At 67.6% G+C, this 18,288-nt stretch carries 11 protein-coding genes and 1 pseudogene; 5 read left to right on the plus strand and 7 right to left on the minus strand.

The window, feature by feature from the left end; translation table 11 throughout:
- Positions 1-124 precede the first annotated feature (124 nt).
- The 6 genes and pseudogenes from ACW2Q0_RS26775 to ACW2Q0_RS26800 form a co-directional block, all read right to left on the minus strand.
- Positions 125-784 (minus strand): annotated as a pseudogene (locus ACW2Q0_RS26775) (sulfatase-like hydrolase/transferase); the annotation flags it as partial.
- A gap of 563 nt (positions 785-1,347) precedes the next feature.
- Complete coding sequence (locus ACW2Q0_RS26780; protein WP_457193681.1) at positions 1,348-1,533, minus strand: hypothetical protein; 186 nt, start codon at positions 1,531-1,533, stop codon at positions 1,348-1,350.
- Between the two features lie 94 nt (positions 1,534-1,627).
- Complete coding sequence (locus ACW2Q0_RS26785) at positions 1,628-3,412, minus strand: NTP transferase domain-containing protein (protein WP_457193682.1); 1,785 nt, start codon at positions 3,410-3,412, stop codon at positions 1,628-1,630.
- A gap of 98 nt (positions 3,413-3,510) precedes the next feature.
- Positions 3,511-4,254: a VOC family protein gene (locus tag ACW2Q0_RS26790; RefSeq protein ID WP_457193683.1), complete on the minus strand. Its 744-nt coding sequence runs from the start codon at positions 4,252-4,254 to the stop codon at positions 3,511-3,513.
- 43 nt (positions 4,255-4,297) lie between these two features.
- Positions 4,298-4,594 carry an MGMT family protein gene (locus ACW2Q0_RS26795; RefSeq protein ID WP_457193684.1) on the minus strand — a complete coding sequence of 99 codons (297 nt, stop codon included), beginning with the start codon at positions 4,592-4,594 and terminating at the stop codon, positions 4,298-4,300.
- Positions 4,595-4,598: 4 nt separating this feature from the next.
- Positions 4,599-5,384 carry an alpha/beta fold hydrolase gene (locus tag ACW2Q0_RS26800; RefSeq protein WP_457193685.1) on the minus strand — a complete coding sequence of 262 codons (786 nt, stop codon included), beginning with the start codon at positions 5,382-5,384 and terminating at the stop codon, positions 4,599-4,601.
- 126 nt (positions 5,385-5,510) lie between these two features.
- On the opposite strand from ACW2Q0_RS26800, the gene ACW2Q0_RS26805 reads away from it, so the two are divergent.
- The 4 genes from ACW2Q0_RS26805 (at position 5,511) to nudC (ending at position 15,348) form a co-directional block, all read left to right on the plus strand.
- On the plus strand, positions 5,511-9,341 hold the full coding sequence (locus ACW2Q0_RS26805) for a PD-(D/E)XK nuclease family protein (RefSeq protein WP_457193686.1): 3,831 nt from the start codon (positions 5,511-5,513) through the stop codon (positions 9,339-9,341).
- Complete coding sequence (locus tag ACW2Q0_RS26810; RefSeq protein WP_457193687.1) at positions 9,338-13,225, plus strand: ATP-dependent helicase; 3,888 nt, start codon at positions 9,338-9,340, stop codon at positions 13,223-13,225. Before ACW2Q0_RS26805 ends, ACW2Q0_RS26810 begins: the two co-directional genes overlap by 4 nt.
- Before the next feature lie 141 nt (positions 13,226-13,366).
- Entirely contained in the window at positions 13,367-14,422 is a 1,056-nt protein-coding gene (locus ACW2Q0_RS26815; protein ID WP_457193688.1) for a potassium channel family protein, read from the plus strand.
- Positions 14,423-14,445: 23 nt separating this feature from the next.
- The gene (gene nudC, locus ACW2Q0_RS26820) at positions 14,446-15,348 is read left to right on the plus strand and encodes an NAD(+) diphosphatase (protein WP_457193689.1); all 903 of its coding nucleotides are present in this window, start codon (positions 14,446-14,448) and stop codon (positions 15,346-15,348) included.
- A gap of 60 nt (positions 15,349-15,408) precedes the next feature.
- Here the strand turns inward: nudC and ACW2Q0_RS26825 are convergent, their stop codons facing one another.
- Positions 15,409-15,639, minus strand: a complete 231-nt coding sequence (locus ACW2Q0_RS26825; RefSeq protein ID WP_457193711.1) for a mycoredoxin — start codon at positions 15,637-15,639, stop codon at positions 15,409-15,411.
- A gap of 321 nt (positions 15,640-15,960) precedes the next feature.
- On the opposite strand from ACW2Q0_RS26825, the gene ACW2Q0_RS26830 reads away from it, so the two are divergent.
- Positions 15,961-18,135 (plus strand): ATP-dependent DNA helicase UvrD2, encoded by a 2,175-nt coding sequence (locus ACW2Q0_RS26830; RefSeq protein WP_457193712.1) that lies wholly within the window; start codon positions 15,961-15,963, stop codon positions 18,133-18,135.
- Positions 18,136-18,288 lie beyond the last annotated feature (153 nt).

Consider the following 18,288-nt stretch of genomic DNA (forward strand, 5'->3'; position numbering starts at 1 on the left):
AGGTGCATCCTTCGGTCGGGCGGAGTCGGGGTGTTGCCCCTGGTCAACGGTATCGGACCGGCGCTGTGGCCGGAAATCTGCACCCGGCTCACTCGGCGACGAACTCCGCCTCCCGTTCCACGGCCGTATCGCAGGCCTGGCCCCAGCCGCGCGGATAGTGCACCCCCAGTTTCGCGGTGCCGATCAGCTCCTCGTCATGCGGTACGTCACCGGTCCGGTCCGGATCGGTGATATGCGCGAATTCGGCGAAATAGGTGCGGGTGCCCTCCGGTCCGCCTTCCGCGGTGCCGCCGTTGTCCGAAGTGAACAGGACAATGGGGTTGTCGAGTTCGCCGAGTTGCCCGAGGGTGTCGAGGATGCGACCCAGGCTCTGGTCGATGCCGTTGCTCGTCGCTCGTAAGCGAATCCCACTCCGCTGCTTCATATCCCGGTTCGGTATTGCGCGGCTTCTGCTGTGTGCCTTCCGGTAGAAGAAGGAATTGAGACCTTCCAGCGAACCGTAGTAGCGGTCGAAGCCGCGCTGCGTCGGCCACGAATCCCGATGTGCCGCAGGGTTCATCGTGGCATCGCGCACCAGATGCCATTTGCCGACCGCGTAGGTGGCATAGCCGTTGGCGCGCAGTATTTCCGGCAGGGTCAGCACATCGTCGGCGAGTCCCAGACGCAGACCGGGATAGCCGGGGTCGGCATGCGCGACGAAGCCGAAACCGGCACGGTGGGCATTTATTCCGGTCAGCAGCGATGTGGTCTGTGCGGCGCTGATTTCGCCAGCGTGTCCACGACTACGCCCTGCGCACCGCGCGCCGAGTGTTCGTGTCGCTCGCCGCGTTGCTGATCCACCCTCGACAGCGTCATCAGCCACGACCTCGCGGTGGTCCACCAGGTGGACAACCGTGTCGTGGTGCTGCGCCAGGGCGCCGTCGTCGAAACCGGACCTGTCGCCGAGGTATTCCTCTCCCCGCGCGCCGACTACACACGCTACCTCCTGAAAGCAGTTGCCACTCCCGATCCGACTCGCCGCATTCCCGACAGTCCAGCGCTTGTGCGCCTCGGGGTCTGTTCTGCCGCCGTCTTCGAATGCTTGCGCCGCCATTCGAGTCGCTTCGATGGGCACGCAGAATTTTCTGCGGCAAAAGGCAGCTCGCCGGACCGTGGCCGTCGAACGGTGAAATTCGAACAGCGCGCGACGCGTTCGAAAGGGTGCGTCAATTTTGCGGATCTATCGGCCGGAATACGTTGCGGTGAATATTTTCGCACCGGCGTCGAACCGGAGTTCGAGCGAAACGAATCGGCCCGCGCACAGCCGGGCCGCCGGCTCACATGGTGGAACCGGCGGCCCGTTTCAGATCAGTGCTGCCCGGTCCGGCGCTGGTCAGCGCCTCGCCGCTCGGAAGCCTGGCGCTGTTCGGCTTCCATGCGCTCGCGATCGCTCATCGGGCCGGATCGGCTCATGCCCTCCTGGCGCTGCTGTTGCTGCTGCCGTTCCATCTGCTTGGGCATTTTCTTAGGCGTTTTCTTCGACTTTTCAGCCATCTCCACTCGGTCCTTTCCGAAGTGTTGTTGTATTCGCCTAACCCATCACACAATAGCGAGCGGACATCATCAGTGGAAGAAGAATATCGATTCTTTACGCGTGGAGCGGGAGGAATTCGACGAGGTCGTCGTCAGTGGCCTCGGCGGGCACGATGACCAGGCCGTCACGGTCGACGAGGCCGCCCAGATGGGTGGTGCGGATCTGCGGATCGCCCAGCCAACCGCCGTGGGGGGCCAGCCGGGCCGAGACGATGCGGGGAACGGGCCCGGAGATCGCGCTCGCATTGCGCAGTGGCCCGATCAGCGGGCGCGGCGGATGGCTGCCCGTTCGGCCCTCGACGAGCGCGGGCGCCAGGGCCATCAGCACGGCAACGGCCGCGAACGGATTGCCAGGCAGGCCGAGAATGGTTGTACCGCTGGATAATTCGGCGACAATCGTAGAGCCGCCCGGACGCAATTTCAAGCGGTGCACCAGGATTCGAGCCTCGGCACGGGCGATCGCCGCACGCAACTGGTCCGCCGCTCCGCCGCCGGTGGCGCCGACGATGACCAGCAGATCGCAATCTTCTGCCGCACCGAGCACCTCGTCGAAGCCGCGTGGAGTGTCGCGCAGATGGACACGATCGATCGCGCGAATTCCATACCAGGACAGCACATCCGGCAGAATCGGCCCGATCGAGTCGCGGGTTTGACCGGTCTGCAGCGGGCCGGTGCTGCGGATCTCGTCGCCGGTCATGACGATGCGAGCCCGCACCGGTCCGCGTACCACCGCCTCGGTCACCTCCACACTGGCGGCGGCGGAAATCAGCCCGGCCGTGACCAGTGTGCCCGCGGGCGCAACGAGATCACCCGGATCTCGGTCCTCCCCGCGACGGCGAATATCGTCGCGCAGCGGGGAATCCTCGTGCTGGTACAGCATTTCGCCATTTTCGATGCGCGCGAACTCGTCACGGAGCACTCGCGTGGTGCCATCGGGCACATGTGCGCCGGTGGCGATTCGTACCGCCTCACCGGGCAGCAATCCGACCGGCCGTCGACCGCCCGCGAAGCCGATATCGCGGCGCAACCGCCACGGGCCGTCGCCGGCGACCGCGTATCCGTCCATGGCGGAGACATCGAAGCGTGGCAGTGCTCCGACCGCCGTGAGCGCCGCGGCGAGCGCGGCACCGCGTACGGAACGCAATTCGGCTCGATACTGCGTGAGCCGAGAGAGATCGGCTCGCATTCTATCCCGTGCCTGCTCGAGCGACAGCGGCGTCGCGGCAACCGCGGCCGCAGGTGCGGGAGCAGCCGCGCCGACGGTACGGGTTTCCCAATCCATCCTGGCCCTGCGCACCTGCTCCTCGGTATCGCAATCGGCGATACCGGCCATGGTGACGGTGACCGTATCGGCCGGGATCAGCGCCTTCATCGGCTGATTGATCAGCGAATCCAGCCGCTGCAAGGCCTGCGCCAGCGCCGTCCGTCGCCACACGCCGATCAGATACTGCGGCCGACCGGATTCGTCGGCCGCGAAGACCGCATCCGCACCGGATTCGCTGCCGTGCCGAATCAGTTCCCGCACGGTCACCTGCGACAGGAACGGCAGATCCGCCGCGAGCACCACCACTAGCGGGGCGGCGGTCGGGCCGAGCGCGCGTAATCCGGCCCCCACCGCCGCGACCGGACCCGAGCCCGGCGGCACCTCCCGCACCTGCACGATCCGCGCGTCCAATTCGGGCCGATGTGGTCCGACCACCACGGTCCGCACACACGACGCCACCGCCGCCAAAGCCGCTTCGAGCATGGATCGACCGCCGATGACGATCGCGGGCTTATCGACACCCCCCATGCGACTGGCGCGTCCGCCTGCGAGCACGATCGCGTCGGCGGCGGTCACCGGTCAGCGCCTGGAGCGAGAGAGGGCATGGCCGACATGCTAATTCGTCGGGTGTACAGAGCCGGGCGGGACGGTCTGGTTCCAGCGGTCGAACGGGACTAGGACGTCGAATAGTCGGGGGCCGTTCGGCGCAGGTAGAACTCGTTCGTCTCGGGATCGGCCAGCACCGATCCGGACAGAGCGCCGGGCGTATCGATCCGGGTCGCGCCGGCCGCCCGTAGGCGTGCCACCTCGGCGGCCGGATCGTCGGCGGGGAAGGACGCCAGGTCGAAACGCAGCCGATTGCGGCCGCCCCGCACATCCGGCGTACGGACGAACTCCAGCCAGGAACCCAGCCCCGTCGCCGAGCGGAGCCCGGCCACCCGCGCGCCGCCGTAAGCGATCGGCCAGCCGGAGGCAGTGGACCAGAACTCGGCCAGCCGTACCGGATCGTGTGTATCGATCACGACGGCGGCGACCGCGCCGGTATCCACGTACTCCTCGCGCGGCTCCAGCACACAGAACTCGTTGCCCTCCGGATCGGCGAGCACCACCCACGGCACCGTGCCCTGGCCGATATCGACGTGCCGGGCACCGAGCGCCAGCGCGCGGTCGACCTGCACCCCCTGATGATCGAGCGAGCGACTTGCCAGATCCAGATGCATCCGGTTCTTGCCGTCCTTGGCGCGTGTCGTGGGCAGGAAGGTCAGGGCCAGATCGAGACCGTCCGGATCGGGCGCCGCCACATCGACCTCGTCGCGACGGTCGAGCGTCACCGCCCAGCCCAGCAACTCGGCCCAGAAATCCGCGACCGACCGGGGCCGGTTTGCATCGAAGACGACACATGCCAGGCGGATGGACATATTCATTCCAACGTTAACCGCCCACCGACGGCGACGCGGCGGTTTACGGGAGCGGAAAACGCGCGGCGCGCAGGTCCACGCGGCCGTCGCGGATCGGCACGCCCTCGGCGGCCAGCAGGCGCAACTGACGCTCGGCCAGATGTCCGGCCGGCTTACCGCCCGCGCCGATCACCCGATGCCACGGCAGATCGGCGGAGTCGGTGCGCATGATCCAACCGACCGTGCGCGGGGTGGACAAACCAGCCGCCGCGGCGATATCGCCGTAGGTGACGACCCGACCCGGCGGTACGGTCGCGACCAGCGCGCGCACCCGCTCGACCTCGGCATCGGTGGTAGCCATCGGGCTACAGCACCGATCGGATCAGCGCCGCGGTCTCGGCCGGCCGGGCCTGGGCGACCATATGGTCGCAGTCCCATTCGAGCATGGTCAGATTCTCGCCCAGGTGCGCGGTGAGCGCGGCGCGGAACTCCGGCGTGACGAAGGGCGGCATCACCTTCATCGCCTGTACCAGGATCGTCGGCAGGTCCACGGGTGGCAGCACATAATGTCGGGCCAGCTGACCCCAATAGGAGTTGACGGCGGGCAGGCTGATCCGCCAGCCGACCCTGCCATCGGCGGTGGGCATCAGATGTTCGGTGAGTTCGGCATCGAGCAGGCGCGGCTCCACCTCGCCCCAGCCGGTCGCGATCTTGTCCTGGCGGGCGCGCTCGACCGTGTCGTAGTCCGGTGAGGCCAGACTGGACAGTGCGATATCCATCAGGCGCTCCGCCTCCAGCGCGATCGCCGAATCGAGCAGGATCAGCTTCCGGACCAGGTGCGGGTGCCGATGCACCAGGTGCAGCGCACAGGCACCGCCGAAGGAATGCGCGACGACGACCACGGGCCCGTCGGTCTCCGCGGCGAGCAGTTCGACCAGATCTTCGACGATGGTCTCGAAGTTCCACGGCGGCAACGAGGTCGAGCGACCGTGTCCGCGCAGGTCGGGGGCGATGATCCGAACATCGGGCAGATGTCGGGTGGCCAGTTCCTCCCAGCGTTTGCCGTGTCCGGTGACACCGTGCAGGGCCAGGACTTTCGGCCCGTCGGCAGGTCCGAACCGATACACATGCAGAGGCGACACAGATCTCATAGTGGCGTATCGCGAAATCCGGCGCAGATCGAGTCATGTGTCGGACCTCACCGATCGGTGAATCGCCCGCGTGGCGTGTCGGAGGTGTCTGTTGCAATAGCCCGCGTGGTGCGATCGGATAGCGCGGTGCGACTTGTTCGCCGGAATGTGGCGGCACCCCCGGCTCGGACCTGGGGTGCCGATGTTCGCGCGCTGTTCGAGGCCGGGGCGGCAGTCGGTCCGATTCGGCCGGACTGGCGGCCCTGGCAGGTGCTCGGCCGACCGGGAACCGGCAAGACCGCACTGCTGATCGAACTGGCCGCCGAGCGCATCGCCGCCGGGGCCGATCCGGAATCGGTGCTGGTACTGACCCATTCGAAGCAGGCGGCGAGCATGGTCCGCGATGCCATTACCGCCCGGCTGACCGCGCCCGGCGCCGCCGAGGGCGGCGTGCCCGGCGCCACCAGGGAACCGCTGGTGCGCACCCTGCATTCCTATGCGTTCTCGGTATTGCGCAGACATGCGAGCGCGCACGGCAATCCGCCGCCGCGTTTGCTGACCGGTGCCGAGCAGGATGCCGTGGTGCGCGAAATGCTGCGCGGCGACCTGGCTGATATCGCGGCCGGAGCGAGTGGCCTGTGGCCGGAACGGCTGCAACCCGCGCTCGGCCTCGGCGGATTCGCCGAACAGTTGCGCGATCTCATGCTGCGGGCCACCGAACGCGGGCTCGGCCCCGAGGATCTGGTGCGGCTCGGTCGCGAACACGGTCGACCGGTTTGGGTGGCGGCGGGCAAATTCGCCGTCCGATACGAGCAGTCCATGCTGCTGCGCTGGTCGGTCGGGGTGGAGGCGCCCGAGGCGACCGCGCCCGCATTGGACGCGGCCGAGCTCGTCGGGGCCGCGCTGGATGCGCTGGCCGGTGATGCCGAACTGCTTGCCGCGGAACGGAATCGGATCCGATATCTGCTGGTCGACGATGCCCAGCATCTGGATCCGCAGGCCGCGCTACTGGTGCGGGTCATGGGTACGGCCGCACACACCGCGGTCGTGGCGGGCGATCCGGATCAGGGCGTATTCGCCTTCCGCGGTGCGGATTCGCGCTTTGTCGCGGAACTGGCGGCCCCGGCTGGACAGCGAATCATCCTGCGGGAAAACCATCGATCGGGGGGCGCGGTGGAATTGGCCGTCGCGCGGATTGCTGCCAAGTTGCCCGGCAGTGCGCCACACCGCTTTTCCGCACCCGAGTACCCGGTGGCACCGAAGGATGGCGACACCCAGGTGCGCGTGCGGGTGCTGGCCACCCCCGCGAAGGAAGCGGCCCTGATCGCCGACCATTTGCGTCGCGCCCACCTCACCGATGGTGTGCCATGGTCGCGTATGGCGGTGATCGTCCGCTCGGTGCCGTTGTCACTGGCTCCGCTGCGTCGCGCCCTCTTGGCGGCCGGAGTGCCTGTGCAACAGCCCGCGCTCGATGCGCCATTGGCCCGACGGCGCGGCGCGGCCTGGATGCTGTTGGCACTGCGCGCACTGATCGCGGAGGATGCGCAGCGGCGCGGGCGACGGCGTTCGTCCGAGGCGATGTTCTCGGCCGAAGACGCATTGGATCTGCTGGCTGGACCGCTCGGCGGCGCGGATCAGATCGCGCTGCGCCGGTTGCGTCGCGGTATTCGGCGTAGTGTGCTGGAGTCCGCACGCGGCGAGATCAAGGCCGCACGCGCACGTACGAGTTCCACGTCGAGTGAACCGGATTGGGCGGCTGAGGGTTTCGCGCCGGATGAGCAGGAGCTCCCGCCGGATGAGGAAGGCTTCGGACCAGAGGCGGACCGCTCCGAACGGAATGTGACGACGGCCGAACGGAATATCAGCCAGATCGAACGGATCACCGACGATGCCGATTGGTATGGCATAGAACCGGAGTTCCGTAGCCGAGATTTGGAATGGCAGCGCGACACTTCCGAATCGGACGGTGACGAGCCGGACCGCGCTGCCCCCGAACACGATAGTGCGGTACCTCAACACACAAATGCCGCATCCCAGGATCAGGGCGAGGCCGGGCTGGCCGCTGATGAGCGGAGCGTGGCTGGCGCAGAGCGGGGCGCGGTCGAGACCGAGCGGAGCAGCAATGATCCCGAAGCGGATTCGTCAGCACTCGAATCGGACGACACAGATTCCCGATGGCGCGCCTATGTCGACCAATCCTCCGCGGAGGTGCTGCGTGACCTGCTGGTCGGTCGTGCGGATCGGCGGCTCATGGAGCGGCTCACCGATGTCGAGGCGGCGCCGCTGAGGCGGGTGTTCGACGCGATCGATCGGGCCGGTAGGACTCGGCGGCGCGGTGCCGGTCTCGAGGACGTGTTGTGGGCGCTGTGGACGGGGTCGCGGCTGCAGCGACGGTGGGTGGCGCAGTCCGAACGCGGTGGGGCGGTCGGTATGCAGGCCGATCGCGATCTCGATGCCGCTGTCGGGTTATTCGATGCCGCGGCCGCCTATGTGGATCGGCTGCCCCGCGCGAGTATCGAGGGCTTTGTCGAATTCCTTGTGCAGCAGGAGATCCCGCATGACACCAAATCGCTGACCGTGGCGGGGGAGGCGGTCGCGCTGCTCAGCGCGCACGCGTGCGCGGGCCGGGAGTGGGATGTGGTCGCGGTTGCCGCTGTGCAGGAAGGTATTTGGCCGAATCCGCGCCCGCGCGGCACCCTGCTGCAGACCGAGGATCTGGTCGATCTCACCGCGGGTATCCTCGACGCGGGCGAGGTGGTGAGCCGCGCGGCCCCGATCATGGCCGAGGAGCGCAGACTGCTGTTGGTCGCGTGCAGCCGGGCCCGGCGTTCGCTACTGGTCACTGCGGTGGAGTCGGTAGCGGGCGACCGCGATCTCGTACCGTCCCGGTTCCTGGCCGAACTGCTCGGCCACGATGACGACGGCGAACCCGGTGCGCTCCCCGTCGCCGATCCGGGCCGCGCCCTCGTCATGCATGCGCTGGTGGCCGAATTACGCGGTGTGGTCTGCGATTCGGAGGCCGAACCGGAGCGCCGACGTCGCGCCGCCCACCAACTCGCTCGGCTGGCACACGCCGGGGTGCCGGGTACCCATCCCGACGAGTGGTATGGCACAGCCGATCTCAGCTCGACGCGTTCACTCTGGGATGACGACGAAACCGCGGTCGCTCTGTCCCCGTCCACCGTTGAGCTGCTGCGTACCTGCCCGCTGCGCTGGGCGCTGGAACGACACGGCGGCACCGACGGCGACAACCCACACGCCGTCAAGGGCAATCTGGTGCACACGCTCGTCCAAGCACTGGCGGGCAAGGTACCGCAATCGCAGGTCCGCACGGCATTGGACAAGGCATGGCAGGCCATCGATCCGGGCACCGGCTGGCATTCCCGGCAAGAACTGCGCCGCACCGAGGCCATGCTGGAGACCTTCATGGCCTGGGTGCGCAATACCCGCGGTGAATTGACCCAGGCCGGTGTGGAGGTCTCGGTCGACTGCGTACTGCCGCCGCGCGCGGAAGACGAGCGCGCCGTGCGGATTCGCGGCCGCGTCGACCGACTCGAACGCGATGCCTTCGGCCGGTTCGTCATTGTCGATGTGAAGACCGGGAAGTCGCCGGTCACCAAGCAGGCCGCCGTCGACCATGCCCAGCTCGCGACCTATCAGGTGGCGGCCGCTGCGGGCGCGCTCGACAGCGCCGTGCACCGCGCCGCCGAATCCGGCACCGCCACAGCGGAATCCGAACCCGGCGGTGCGCGCCTGGTCTATGTCGCCAAGCCGAGCAGTAAGGAAGGCGCCACCCAGCGCATGCAGCCCGCGCTCGATGCGGAGGCGCTCGATAAATGGCGTGGCACGATTCATGATGCCGCAGCCGCTACCCGGGGCCCGAGCTACCTCGCCATGCGCAACGATGGCTGCCGGCACTGTGCGGTCGCGGGCAGCTGCCCCGTCCAGGACACCGGAAGGCAGGTGACCGACGAATGAGCGGCACCGTATCGCCGAACCGGCTCGCAGAGGCACTGGGCCTCCCACCGCCCACCGCGGAGCAGGCCGCGGTGATCGCAGCCCCACCTGGACCGACCCTGGTCGTCGCCGGTGCGGGCGCGGGCAAAACCGAGACCATGGCCGCCCGCGTGGTGTGGATGGTCGCGAATCGTCTCATCCTGCCCGACGAGGTGCTCGGCCTGACCTTCACCCGAAAAGCCGCCCAGCAGTTGACCTCCCGCATCCGCACCCGACTGGCCCGCCTGGCGGGTTCACCACTGCTGCGCGACCTCGACACCGGCGGTGAGCTGCGTGCTCAGCTTTCCGGCGCCGAACCCGAGATCAGCACCTACCACTCGTACGCGGGCCGCTTGCTCACCCAGCACGGTCTGCTGCTGCCCGTGGAACCCGCCGCGACACTGCTGACCGAAACCCAGCTGTGGCAGCTCGCCCACCAGGTGGTCCGCAACTGGGACGGCGACCTGGACACTGAGCGCACCCCGGTCTCGGTGACCGAGGCGGTCCTCGCACTGTCCGGCCAACTGGCCGAACATCTGGTGGAACCCGAACAACTCGCCGAAGCCCACACCGAACTCGAAAAACTGGTCCACACCCTGCCCGCGGGTCCACGCCAACGCGGCGGGCCGAGCCAGGCCCTGCAGAACATCGTCCAGGTGCAGCGCGAACGCGTCGCCCTGCTGCCGCTGGTCGAACAGCTCGCCGAGGCCCTACGCCGCCGCGGCGCACTGGATTTCGGCGCCCAGATGTCGCTGGCCGCCCGTCTCGCCGCCGAACATTCCGAGGTCGCCGCCGCCGAACGCGCCCGCTTCCGCCTGGTCCTGCTCGACGAATACCAGGACACCGGCCACGCCCAACGCATCCTGCTGGCGTCACTGTTCGGCGGCTACTGTCCCGAACCGCACTCCAAGCGAGTACGAAAGACCGCCGACACACTGAAGTCCAACAGGCAAGCCGCGGATTCCGGTGCGCCGGAGCGTCAGTCGGATGCCGAGCACGGTACGACCGGACGTGCCGACCAGCGGTTGGCGGTGACCGCGGTCGGTGACCCGATGCAATCGATCTACGGCTGGCGCGGTGCGTCCGCCGCTAACCTGCCCAGATTCGCCACCGATTTCCCCAGCGCCCCGGGAATTCCCGCGCCGATCCTGCCTTTGCTGACCAGCTGGCGGAACCCGCCGCAGGCACTGGCCCTGGCGAATCTGGTCGCCGAACCCTTGCGTCGCAATGCCATCGACAGCGGCGGCGTAACCGTCGACGCACTACGCGCGAAACCCGATGCCGAACCCGGCATTGTCGCGCTGGCACTCACCGAAACCGTTGCCGACGAACGGGATTGGGTGGCACGCCGGATCGCGACGGAATGGGTGACCAAGCGCGAATCGGGACAGCCGCCACCGACCTCGGCCGTACTGGTGCGACGCAATGCAGATGCCGCTCCGCTCGCCGAAGCCCTACGCGAACAAGGACTTCCGGTGGAAATCGTCGGCCTCGGCGGTCTGCTCGCCACGCCGGAGGTCGCCGATATCGTGGCGACGCTGCGGCTGGTCGCCGAGCCCGGCGCGGGCAGCGCCGCCATGCGCATACTCACCGGCGCCCGCTGGCGCATCGGTGTCGCGGACCTCGCCGCTCTTGCCCGTCGCGCCAGGGATCTCTCGATCAGCCGACCGCACGGCAACGAAGTCGATGAAATCACCGATTCGGCCGCGTTGGCCGAGGCGCTGCGCGAGGTGGCGCCCGAACCTGCCGAACAGGCGGGGTTGGCCGATGCGATCGCCGATCCCGGAGCGCCGGAACAGTATTCGCAGTCCGGTTTCAAACGTATCGTCGCATTGGGCCGGGAACTCACCGCATTGCGTGAGCGCAGCGGTCAACCGCTCGCCGAACTGGTGGCCGATGTGGAGCGCACCATCGGCGTCGGCGTGGAGACCCAGGCCCGTCGCGCCATGCTCGGCGCCGGTGCCGGACGCGAACATCTGGATGCCTTCGCTGACGTAGTCGCCGGGTACGCGAGTGATTCCGGTGCCTCGCTCGGCGGTCTGCTCGCCTTCCTCGCTGCCGCCGAATCCGTCGAAAACGGCCTGGAGCCGGGCGAAGTCGAAGTCGCGCGGGACCGCGTCCAGGTGCTGACCGTGCACGCGGCCAAGGGGCTGGAATGGGAGATCGTCGCGGTACCGCACGTGACCCGCGGCGTCTTCCCGTCCGGCGCGGCCTCGGGTACCTGGCTGGGCGCACTCGCTGAACTCCCCACCTCGCTGCGCGGTGACCGCAGACAGGACGATGCCGCGGAAGGCGTCCCAGTACTCGACCTCTCCGACCTCTACGATCGGGCCGACCTGGAGCGAGCGATCAAGTCCCACAAGGAATCCCTGGACCGCCGCCGTATCGACGAAGATCGCCGCCTGTTCTATGTCGCCCTCACCAGAACCGAACGCGTCCTGTTCGTCTCCGCCCACCATTGGGCCGAAACCGGCACCTCCCCGAAGGGACCATCGGATTTCCTCCTGGAACTCAAACACGCCAGCGAGGCCCCCGACAGCCCCGCCAATGGCGCGCTCACCCTCGACCGCTGGGACGAGCCCCCCGATGTCGACGCCGTCAACCCCTTCACCGATAACCCCGCAACCGCCGAATGGCCCCGCGACCCCCTCGGCAACCGCCGCGACCCCATCGAACAGGGGGCGTCCCTCGTCCGCGCCGCGCTCGCCGAACTCGCGGCACAACCCAGTGCAGGCATCACCGCGATGAACCGCACCGCTAACCCCGATGAAGCAACTGTCCCAGTCGCTTTCGCGGAATACGCGCTCGGTGACATCGACATGCCACCGACTGTAGACCCAGCCACCGACAACTGTGCCGACCCGTACATCACAGCCGCTCAACCCGATATCGACCCGCATACCGACGTGCCCCCGCCCGAACTTTCCGATGCCCCCGAACCATTCGACGATTTCTACGAACCGCCCGCGAGTCTCCCAGGCGTGCCGGATCCGCTGGGCCCGGATGACTTTTCGCCGCCGCCACGCGACTTCGACTCGCATTTCGACGAGTTCGAGCCGCCCTTCGACGACTTCGAACCACCCCCGGACGAGTTCGCCCCATCGATCTCCGAGCCCACACCGCCCCAAAACCATTCCGATCCCGACGACCCCGACGGCTGGGCCGCCGACGTCGACGCCCTCCTCGCTGAATTCGAAGCCGACCAGGTCATCGCCGAGGAAGTCGAACTCCCGGGCCAGATCGCCGCGACAGCTCTCGTCGAAATGCGCGCCGACCCGGCCGCACTCGCCGCCCGCCTGCGCCGCCCGCTGCCCTTTCCACCGAACCCGCTGGCTCGTCGCGGCACCGCCTTCCACGCCTGGGTGCAGCGCTGGTTCGCCGCCGATCGCCTGCTCGGCTTCGACGAACTCCCCGGCGCGGCCGACAACTCCGCCGCCGACGCGGGTCTGGACACCGAGTTGGTCACCATGCAGGAGTCCTTCCTCAATTCACCATGGGCCCATCGCAGTCCGCTCGAAGTGGAGATCCCCTTCGAAACCTCCATCGCGGGCACGGTGATCCGCGGCCGGATGGACGCGGTCTTCGCCGAACCCGGCGGCGGCTGGATCGTGGTCGACTGGAAAACCGGCGCCGAACCCGCACCCGCTGATGAGCCCGCGGTCGCCATGCAACTGGCCGTTTATCGGCTGGCCTGGGCCAGGTTGATGGCGGCGCGCGATCATGGCACCGAGGCGCAGATGCTCGAACGCATCGGCGCCGCATTCCATTACGTGCGCACCGGACGCACCATCGCGCCCGCCGAACTGCCCGGCCCGGATGCACTGGCCGAGCTGATCCGGAATGCGGCGCCGACACCCCTGGAATGATCCAGAGGTTCACCAGCCGTTCGCGTCGGGGTCAGGCGTCGCCGCGGGGACCCGGTAGGCTGCCGTGCGTGCCGGAGGGACAAGCAACGCCGCAGACGGCCGACGCCGTGGGATCGGCGCGCACAGGGGCGGGTGCGTCCGGTGTTCGATGATCGCGCCCGCAGTGTCGGACTGTCCAGTCGTCCGGATTTCGCATTGGTCGGGGTGCTACGCATTCCGGAAATCCAGACCAGCCCAGGCGCTTCGCTGGTGCGCCGGGTGCTTTTCGCGGTCGCCCTGCTGTTCGCCGCCGCGCTGGTGGTGTACTTCGGACGCGATGGGTACCACGACAATGCCGGTGGCGAGCTGTCGTTCCTCGACGCCCTCTACTACGCGACGGTCTCGCTGTCGACCACCGGCTACGGCGATATCGCGCCGGTGACCCCGGAGGCCAGGCTGGTCAATATCGTCATCATCACCCCGCTGCGCGTGCTTTTCCTCATCGTGCTCGTCGGTACCACCATCGGCGTGCTTACCGAGCGCTCCCGGCAGGCATTCAAGATTCAGCGTTGGAGGCGCAGCGTGCGTAATCACACCGTGGTCGTCGGATACGGGACGAAGGGCCGCACCGCGATCGATGCCATGCTCGGCGACGGCGTACAGCGCGCCGAGATCGTCGTGGTCGACACCGATGCGGTCGCATTGGAGGCGGCGGCGAATGTGGGCCTGGTGACCGTGCACGGTTCAGCCACCCAGTCCGATGTGCTTCGGCTGGCCGGTGTGCAGCGGGCCGCTTCGGTGGTGGTCGCCGCCAACCGCGACGACACCGCCGTCCTGGTGAGTCTCACGGCGCGCGAACTCAACAAGAGCGCCAAGATCGTGGTCGCCATCCGTGAGGCCGAGAACACCCACCTGCTGCGCCAGTCCGGCGCGGATTCGGTGGTCGTGTCCTCCGAGACGGCGGGGCGGCTGCTCGGCATCGCCACCACCACCCCGACCGTTGTGGAGATGATCGAGGATCTGCTGACTCCCGAAGAGGGTTTCGCGGTCGCCGAACGCGATGTGGAGCCGTCCGAGGTGGGCGGTTCCCCGCGCCATCTCGGCGATATCGTGCTGGGTGTGGTGCGCGACGGTGAGCTGATCCGGGTGGGTGAGGCCGAGGTGGACGCGTTGGAAGCGACCGACAAGCTGCTCTACATCCGGCACGCACGCCGGTAATACCGGCGCGATAGTCTCGAACCGTGGCCTCTGGATTTCAGCTCAATGGTGTTCCACTGCTTTCGCGTTCAGTGCTCGACCGGGCCGAGGAGATCCGGGCCGACGAACAGGTGTTGAAGGAGGGCTGGACCGAGGCCCAGTTGCTCCGGATCAATACGCGTGGACAGTTCCGCTTCGAAGACGGTGCGCTGCTGCTGGAGCCGGCGATCGAGCTGTCCGCCGAGCCGAATCCGGCCGCGGTATTCCTCGGGATCCACGGCGGTAGACATGTGTGGGCTGTGCGCGATATCGGCCTGCAGGGCGCGCTGACCGATCTGCGCGCCATGGCGGGCGGACTCGACGATCTCACCGCCGACCTGCTCACTTCCGCTATGGCCCTGCTGAACTGGCATGACAAAGCCGGGTTCGATGCCGCCGACGGCACCGCTTCGGTATCCACCAAGGGGGGCTGGTCGCGGGTCACCGAGAACGGCCACGAGGAGTTCCCCCGGATCGATCCGGCCGTCATCTGCCTGATCCACGATGGCGGCGAACGGGTCCTGCTGGCCCGTCAGCACACCTGGCCGAAGACCCTGTTCTCCCTGCTCGCCGGATTCGTGGAGGCGGGGGAGTCGCTGGAGCGGTGCGTCGCGCGGGAGATGCGCGAGGAGGTCGGCCTCGACGTGCGCGACATCACCTATCTGGGCAGTCAGCCGTGGCCCTTCCCGCGCTCGCTCATGCTCGGTTTCGCCGCCATCGCGGATCCCGAGCAGCCGCTGACCTTTTCGGACGGCGAGATCGCCGAGGCCTACTGGTTCACTCGGGCCGAGGTGCGCGAAGCGCTGGCCGTCGGTGACTGGTCCGCGCAGAACCAGGGCGCGCAACTGCTGCTGCCGGGTTCGATCTCCATCGCCCGCACCATCGTGGAGTCCTGGGCCGCGCTCTGATCGAAGGCATACGAAAAGTCCGTGCGGGCCGATCGGCCCGCACGGATCAAGTGCCCCTGATCAGGCCAACGTGGCCAATGTCTGCTTGACCGTGGCCAGCGACGGATTCGTCGCCGTGGACCCATCCGCGAACTTCACCGTCGGCACCACATGGTTGCCGCCGTTCACACTGCCGACGAACTCGGCCGATGCGGGATCGTCTTCGATATCGATCTCGATATAGCTGATACCGGACTCCTCCAACTGCTTCTTCAGCCGTCGGCAGTAGCCGCACCAGGTGGTCGAGTACATCGTCACGGCGGGGGTCACATCAGTCACGAACCGTTCAACATTTGACGGCCCGATCCTGTTCCATCGGGCTTGCACAGAATTCAGTGTGCGCGCGTGCTGAGTCCACGTCACCGCTTCCGTACCATCGACGACGTGCCGCTCTGGCAGGCGGATCCGCGGGATGGCGGCTGTTTCCGACCGTGGCGACGGCGATGCGAGCGCGTTGGTGGGTGCGCTGCGGCGCCTACCCGATCGCCAGCCGCGCGACCGAGTCCGCGAAACGGCGGAATCCGGTCCGGACCGGATCCCTCGCGGCGCGACGTGTCGGCTGGCACTGCCATGATGTGTGTCGTGTCGGCAACCAGTACGAGCGAGTCCACCCGCCCGGAGTTGGACTCGCTGGACCCGGAACAAGCCGCGGCTGTCCGCGCGCCTCGGGGCCCGGTCTGTGTGCTCGCCGGTGCTGGCACCGGCAAAACCAGGACCATCACCCACCGCATCGCGCACTTGGTTTCCGCCGGACACGTCAAGGCCGACCAAGTGCTCGCGGTGACCTTCACCGCGCGCGCGGCGGGGGAGATGCGTAACCGTCTGCGCGCACTCGGACTCGGTGGCGCGGCCAATCAGGTGCAGGCCCGCACCTTCCACGCGGCCGCGCTGCGCCAACTCAAGTACTTCTGGCCGCAGATCGTCGGCGATGTGCCGTGGCAATTGCTCGATCGCAAATTCCCGATCGTGGCACAGGCCGCGCATCAGTCGGGATTGCCCTCGCACACCGAGGCGGTCCGCGATCTGCTCACCGAAATCGAATGGGCGAAGGCCACTCTCATCGCACCGGAGGACTATCCGACGGCCGTGGACAAACAGCGTCGCGAGCCGCCCTACGACCCGATGCGAGTCGCGGCGGCCTACAGCGGCTACGAAAAATTGAAGGCGACACCCGACGGTCTGCTGCTCGACTTCGATGATCTGCTGCTGCATACCGCCGCCGCGTTGGAGGACTATCCGTCGGTGGCCGACGAATTCCGCGGGCGCTACCGCAGTTTCGTGGTCGACGAATATCAGGACGTCACGCCATTGCAACAGCGGGTGCTCGATGCCTGGCTCGGTGAGCGTGACGATCTGACCGTGGTCGGCGACGCGAACCAGACGATCTACTCGTTCACCGGTGCCACCCCGAGCTATCTGCTCGACTTTTCCCGCCGCTTTCCGGAGGCGACCGTGGTCCGGCTGGAACGCGACTATCGCTCGACACCGCAGGTGGTCTCGCTGGCCAACCGGGTGATCGGGGCCGCGCGTGGGCGCATCGCGGGCACCCGGCTGCAACTGGTCGGCCAGCGCGAGGACGGCCCGGAGCCGGTTTTCGCCGAATTCGACGACGGCCCGGCCGAGGCCGATGCGGTCGCGCGGTCGATCGAGAAACTGATCACCGCAGGCACTCCAGCCGCCGAGATCGCGGTGCTCTATCGGATCAATGCGCAGTCCGAGGCCTATGAACAGGCGCTGACCAAACGGGGCATTCCCTACCAGGTCCGTGGCGGCGAGGGCTTTTTCGTCAGAAATGAGGTTAGGCAAGCCATATCTGCATTGCGCCAGGTGGCCGCTCGCGCGGATCTGCCGGACCAGTCCCGCAGTGGTAAGGCCTTGGTCACCTTGGTGCGCGCCGCACTCGCGCCGGTCGGTCTCACGGCGACCGAGCCCGCGGGCGCCCAGGCCCGCGAGCGCTGGGAATCGTTGATGGCGCTGGTGCGGCTGACCGAGGAACTGGTCGACCACGACGACGCACTCGACCTGATCGGCCTGCTGCGCGAGTTGGCTGCGCGCGCCGAGGCCAGGCACCCACCGACGGTCCAGGGCGTAACCCTCGCATCGCTGCACGCGGCGAAGGGTCTGGAGTGGGATGCGGTATTCCTGGTCGGCGTCGCCGACGGCACACTGCCGATCGCGCATGTACTCGGCGACGATGGTTCGGTCGCCGATCAGACCGCGCTCGAAGAGGAACGACGACTGCTCTACGTCGGCGTGACCAGAGCACGCGAATATCTGCAACTGTCCTGGGCGCTCTCGCGTGGTCAGGGCAGCAGGCGCACACGGCGACGCTCCCGATTCCTCAACGGCCTGGTACCCGACGACTCGCCGGCCTCACGAATCGCCGCACCCGTTGCCGACAGCGCTTCGAATGGAGTGCGCCCGACCTGCCGGATATGCGCCAAACCGCTGATCGGCACCTACGCCACCATGCTCGGCCGCTGCCGCCGCTGCCCGGCGGAGTTGGATACCGAGCTACTCGCGGCACTGCAGGCGTGGCGCGAGGAGAAGGCGCAGCATCTGCGGGTGCGTGAGTTCGTGATCTTCACCGACACCACACTCACCGCGATCGCCGAGCAACTGCCTACCGACGACAACGCCCTTGCCGCGATTCCGGGAATCGGGGCGAAGAAGCTCGAGCGATATGGTGCCGAGGTGCTGTCGATAGTGGCATCTCGGCTGCGGTCAAGCCCACAAAACCGCAGGTAGAAAATAGGTTGTCGCGATGCGCGGCAACACATATGGTGGGATTCACGCACCGGGAGGTTATTTCGGCGCGCAGAGTTACCGACACGAGTACAGGAGGGAGGCAGACCGATGAATGGCAATACGAACTTCAGCGCCAATGGCGGTGTGGTGAAT

It is taken from the genome of Nocardia citri (assembly GCF_054065835.1).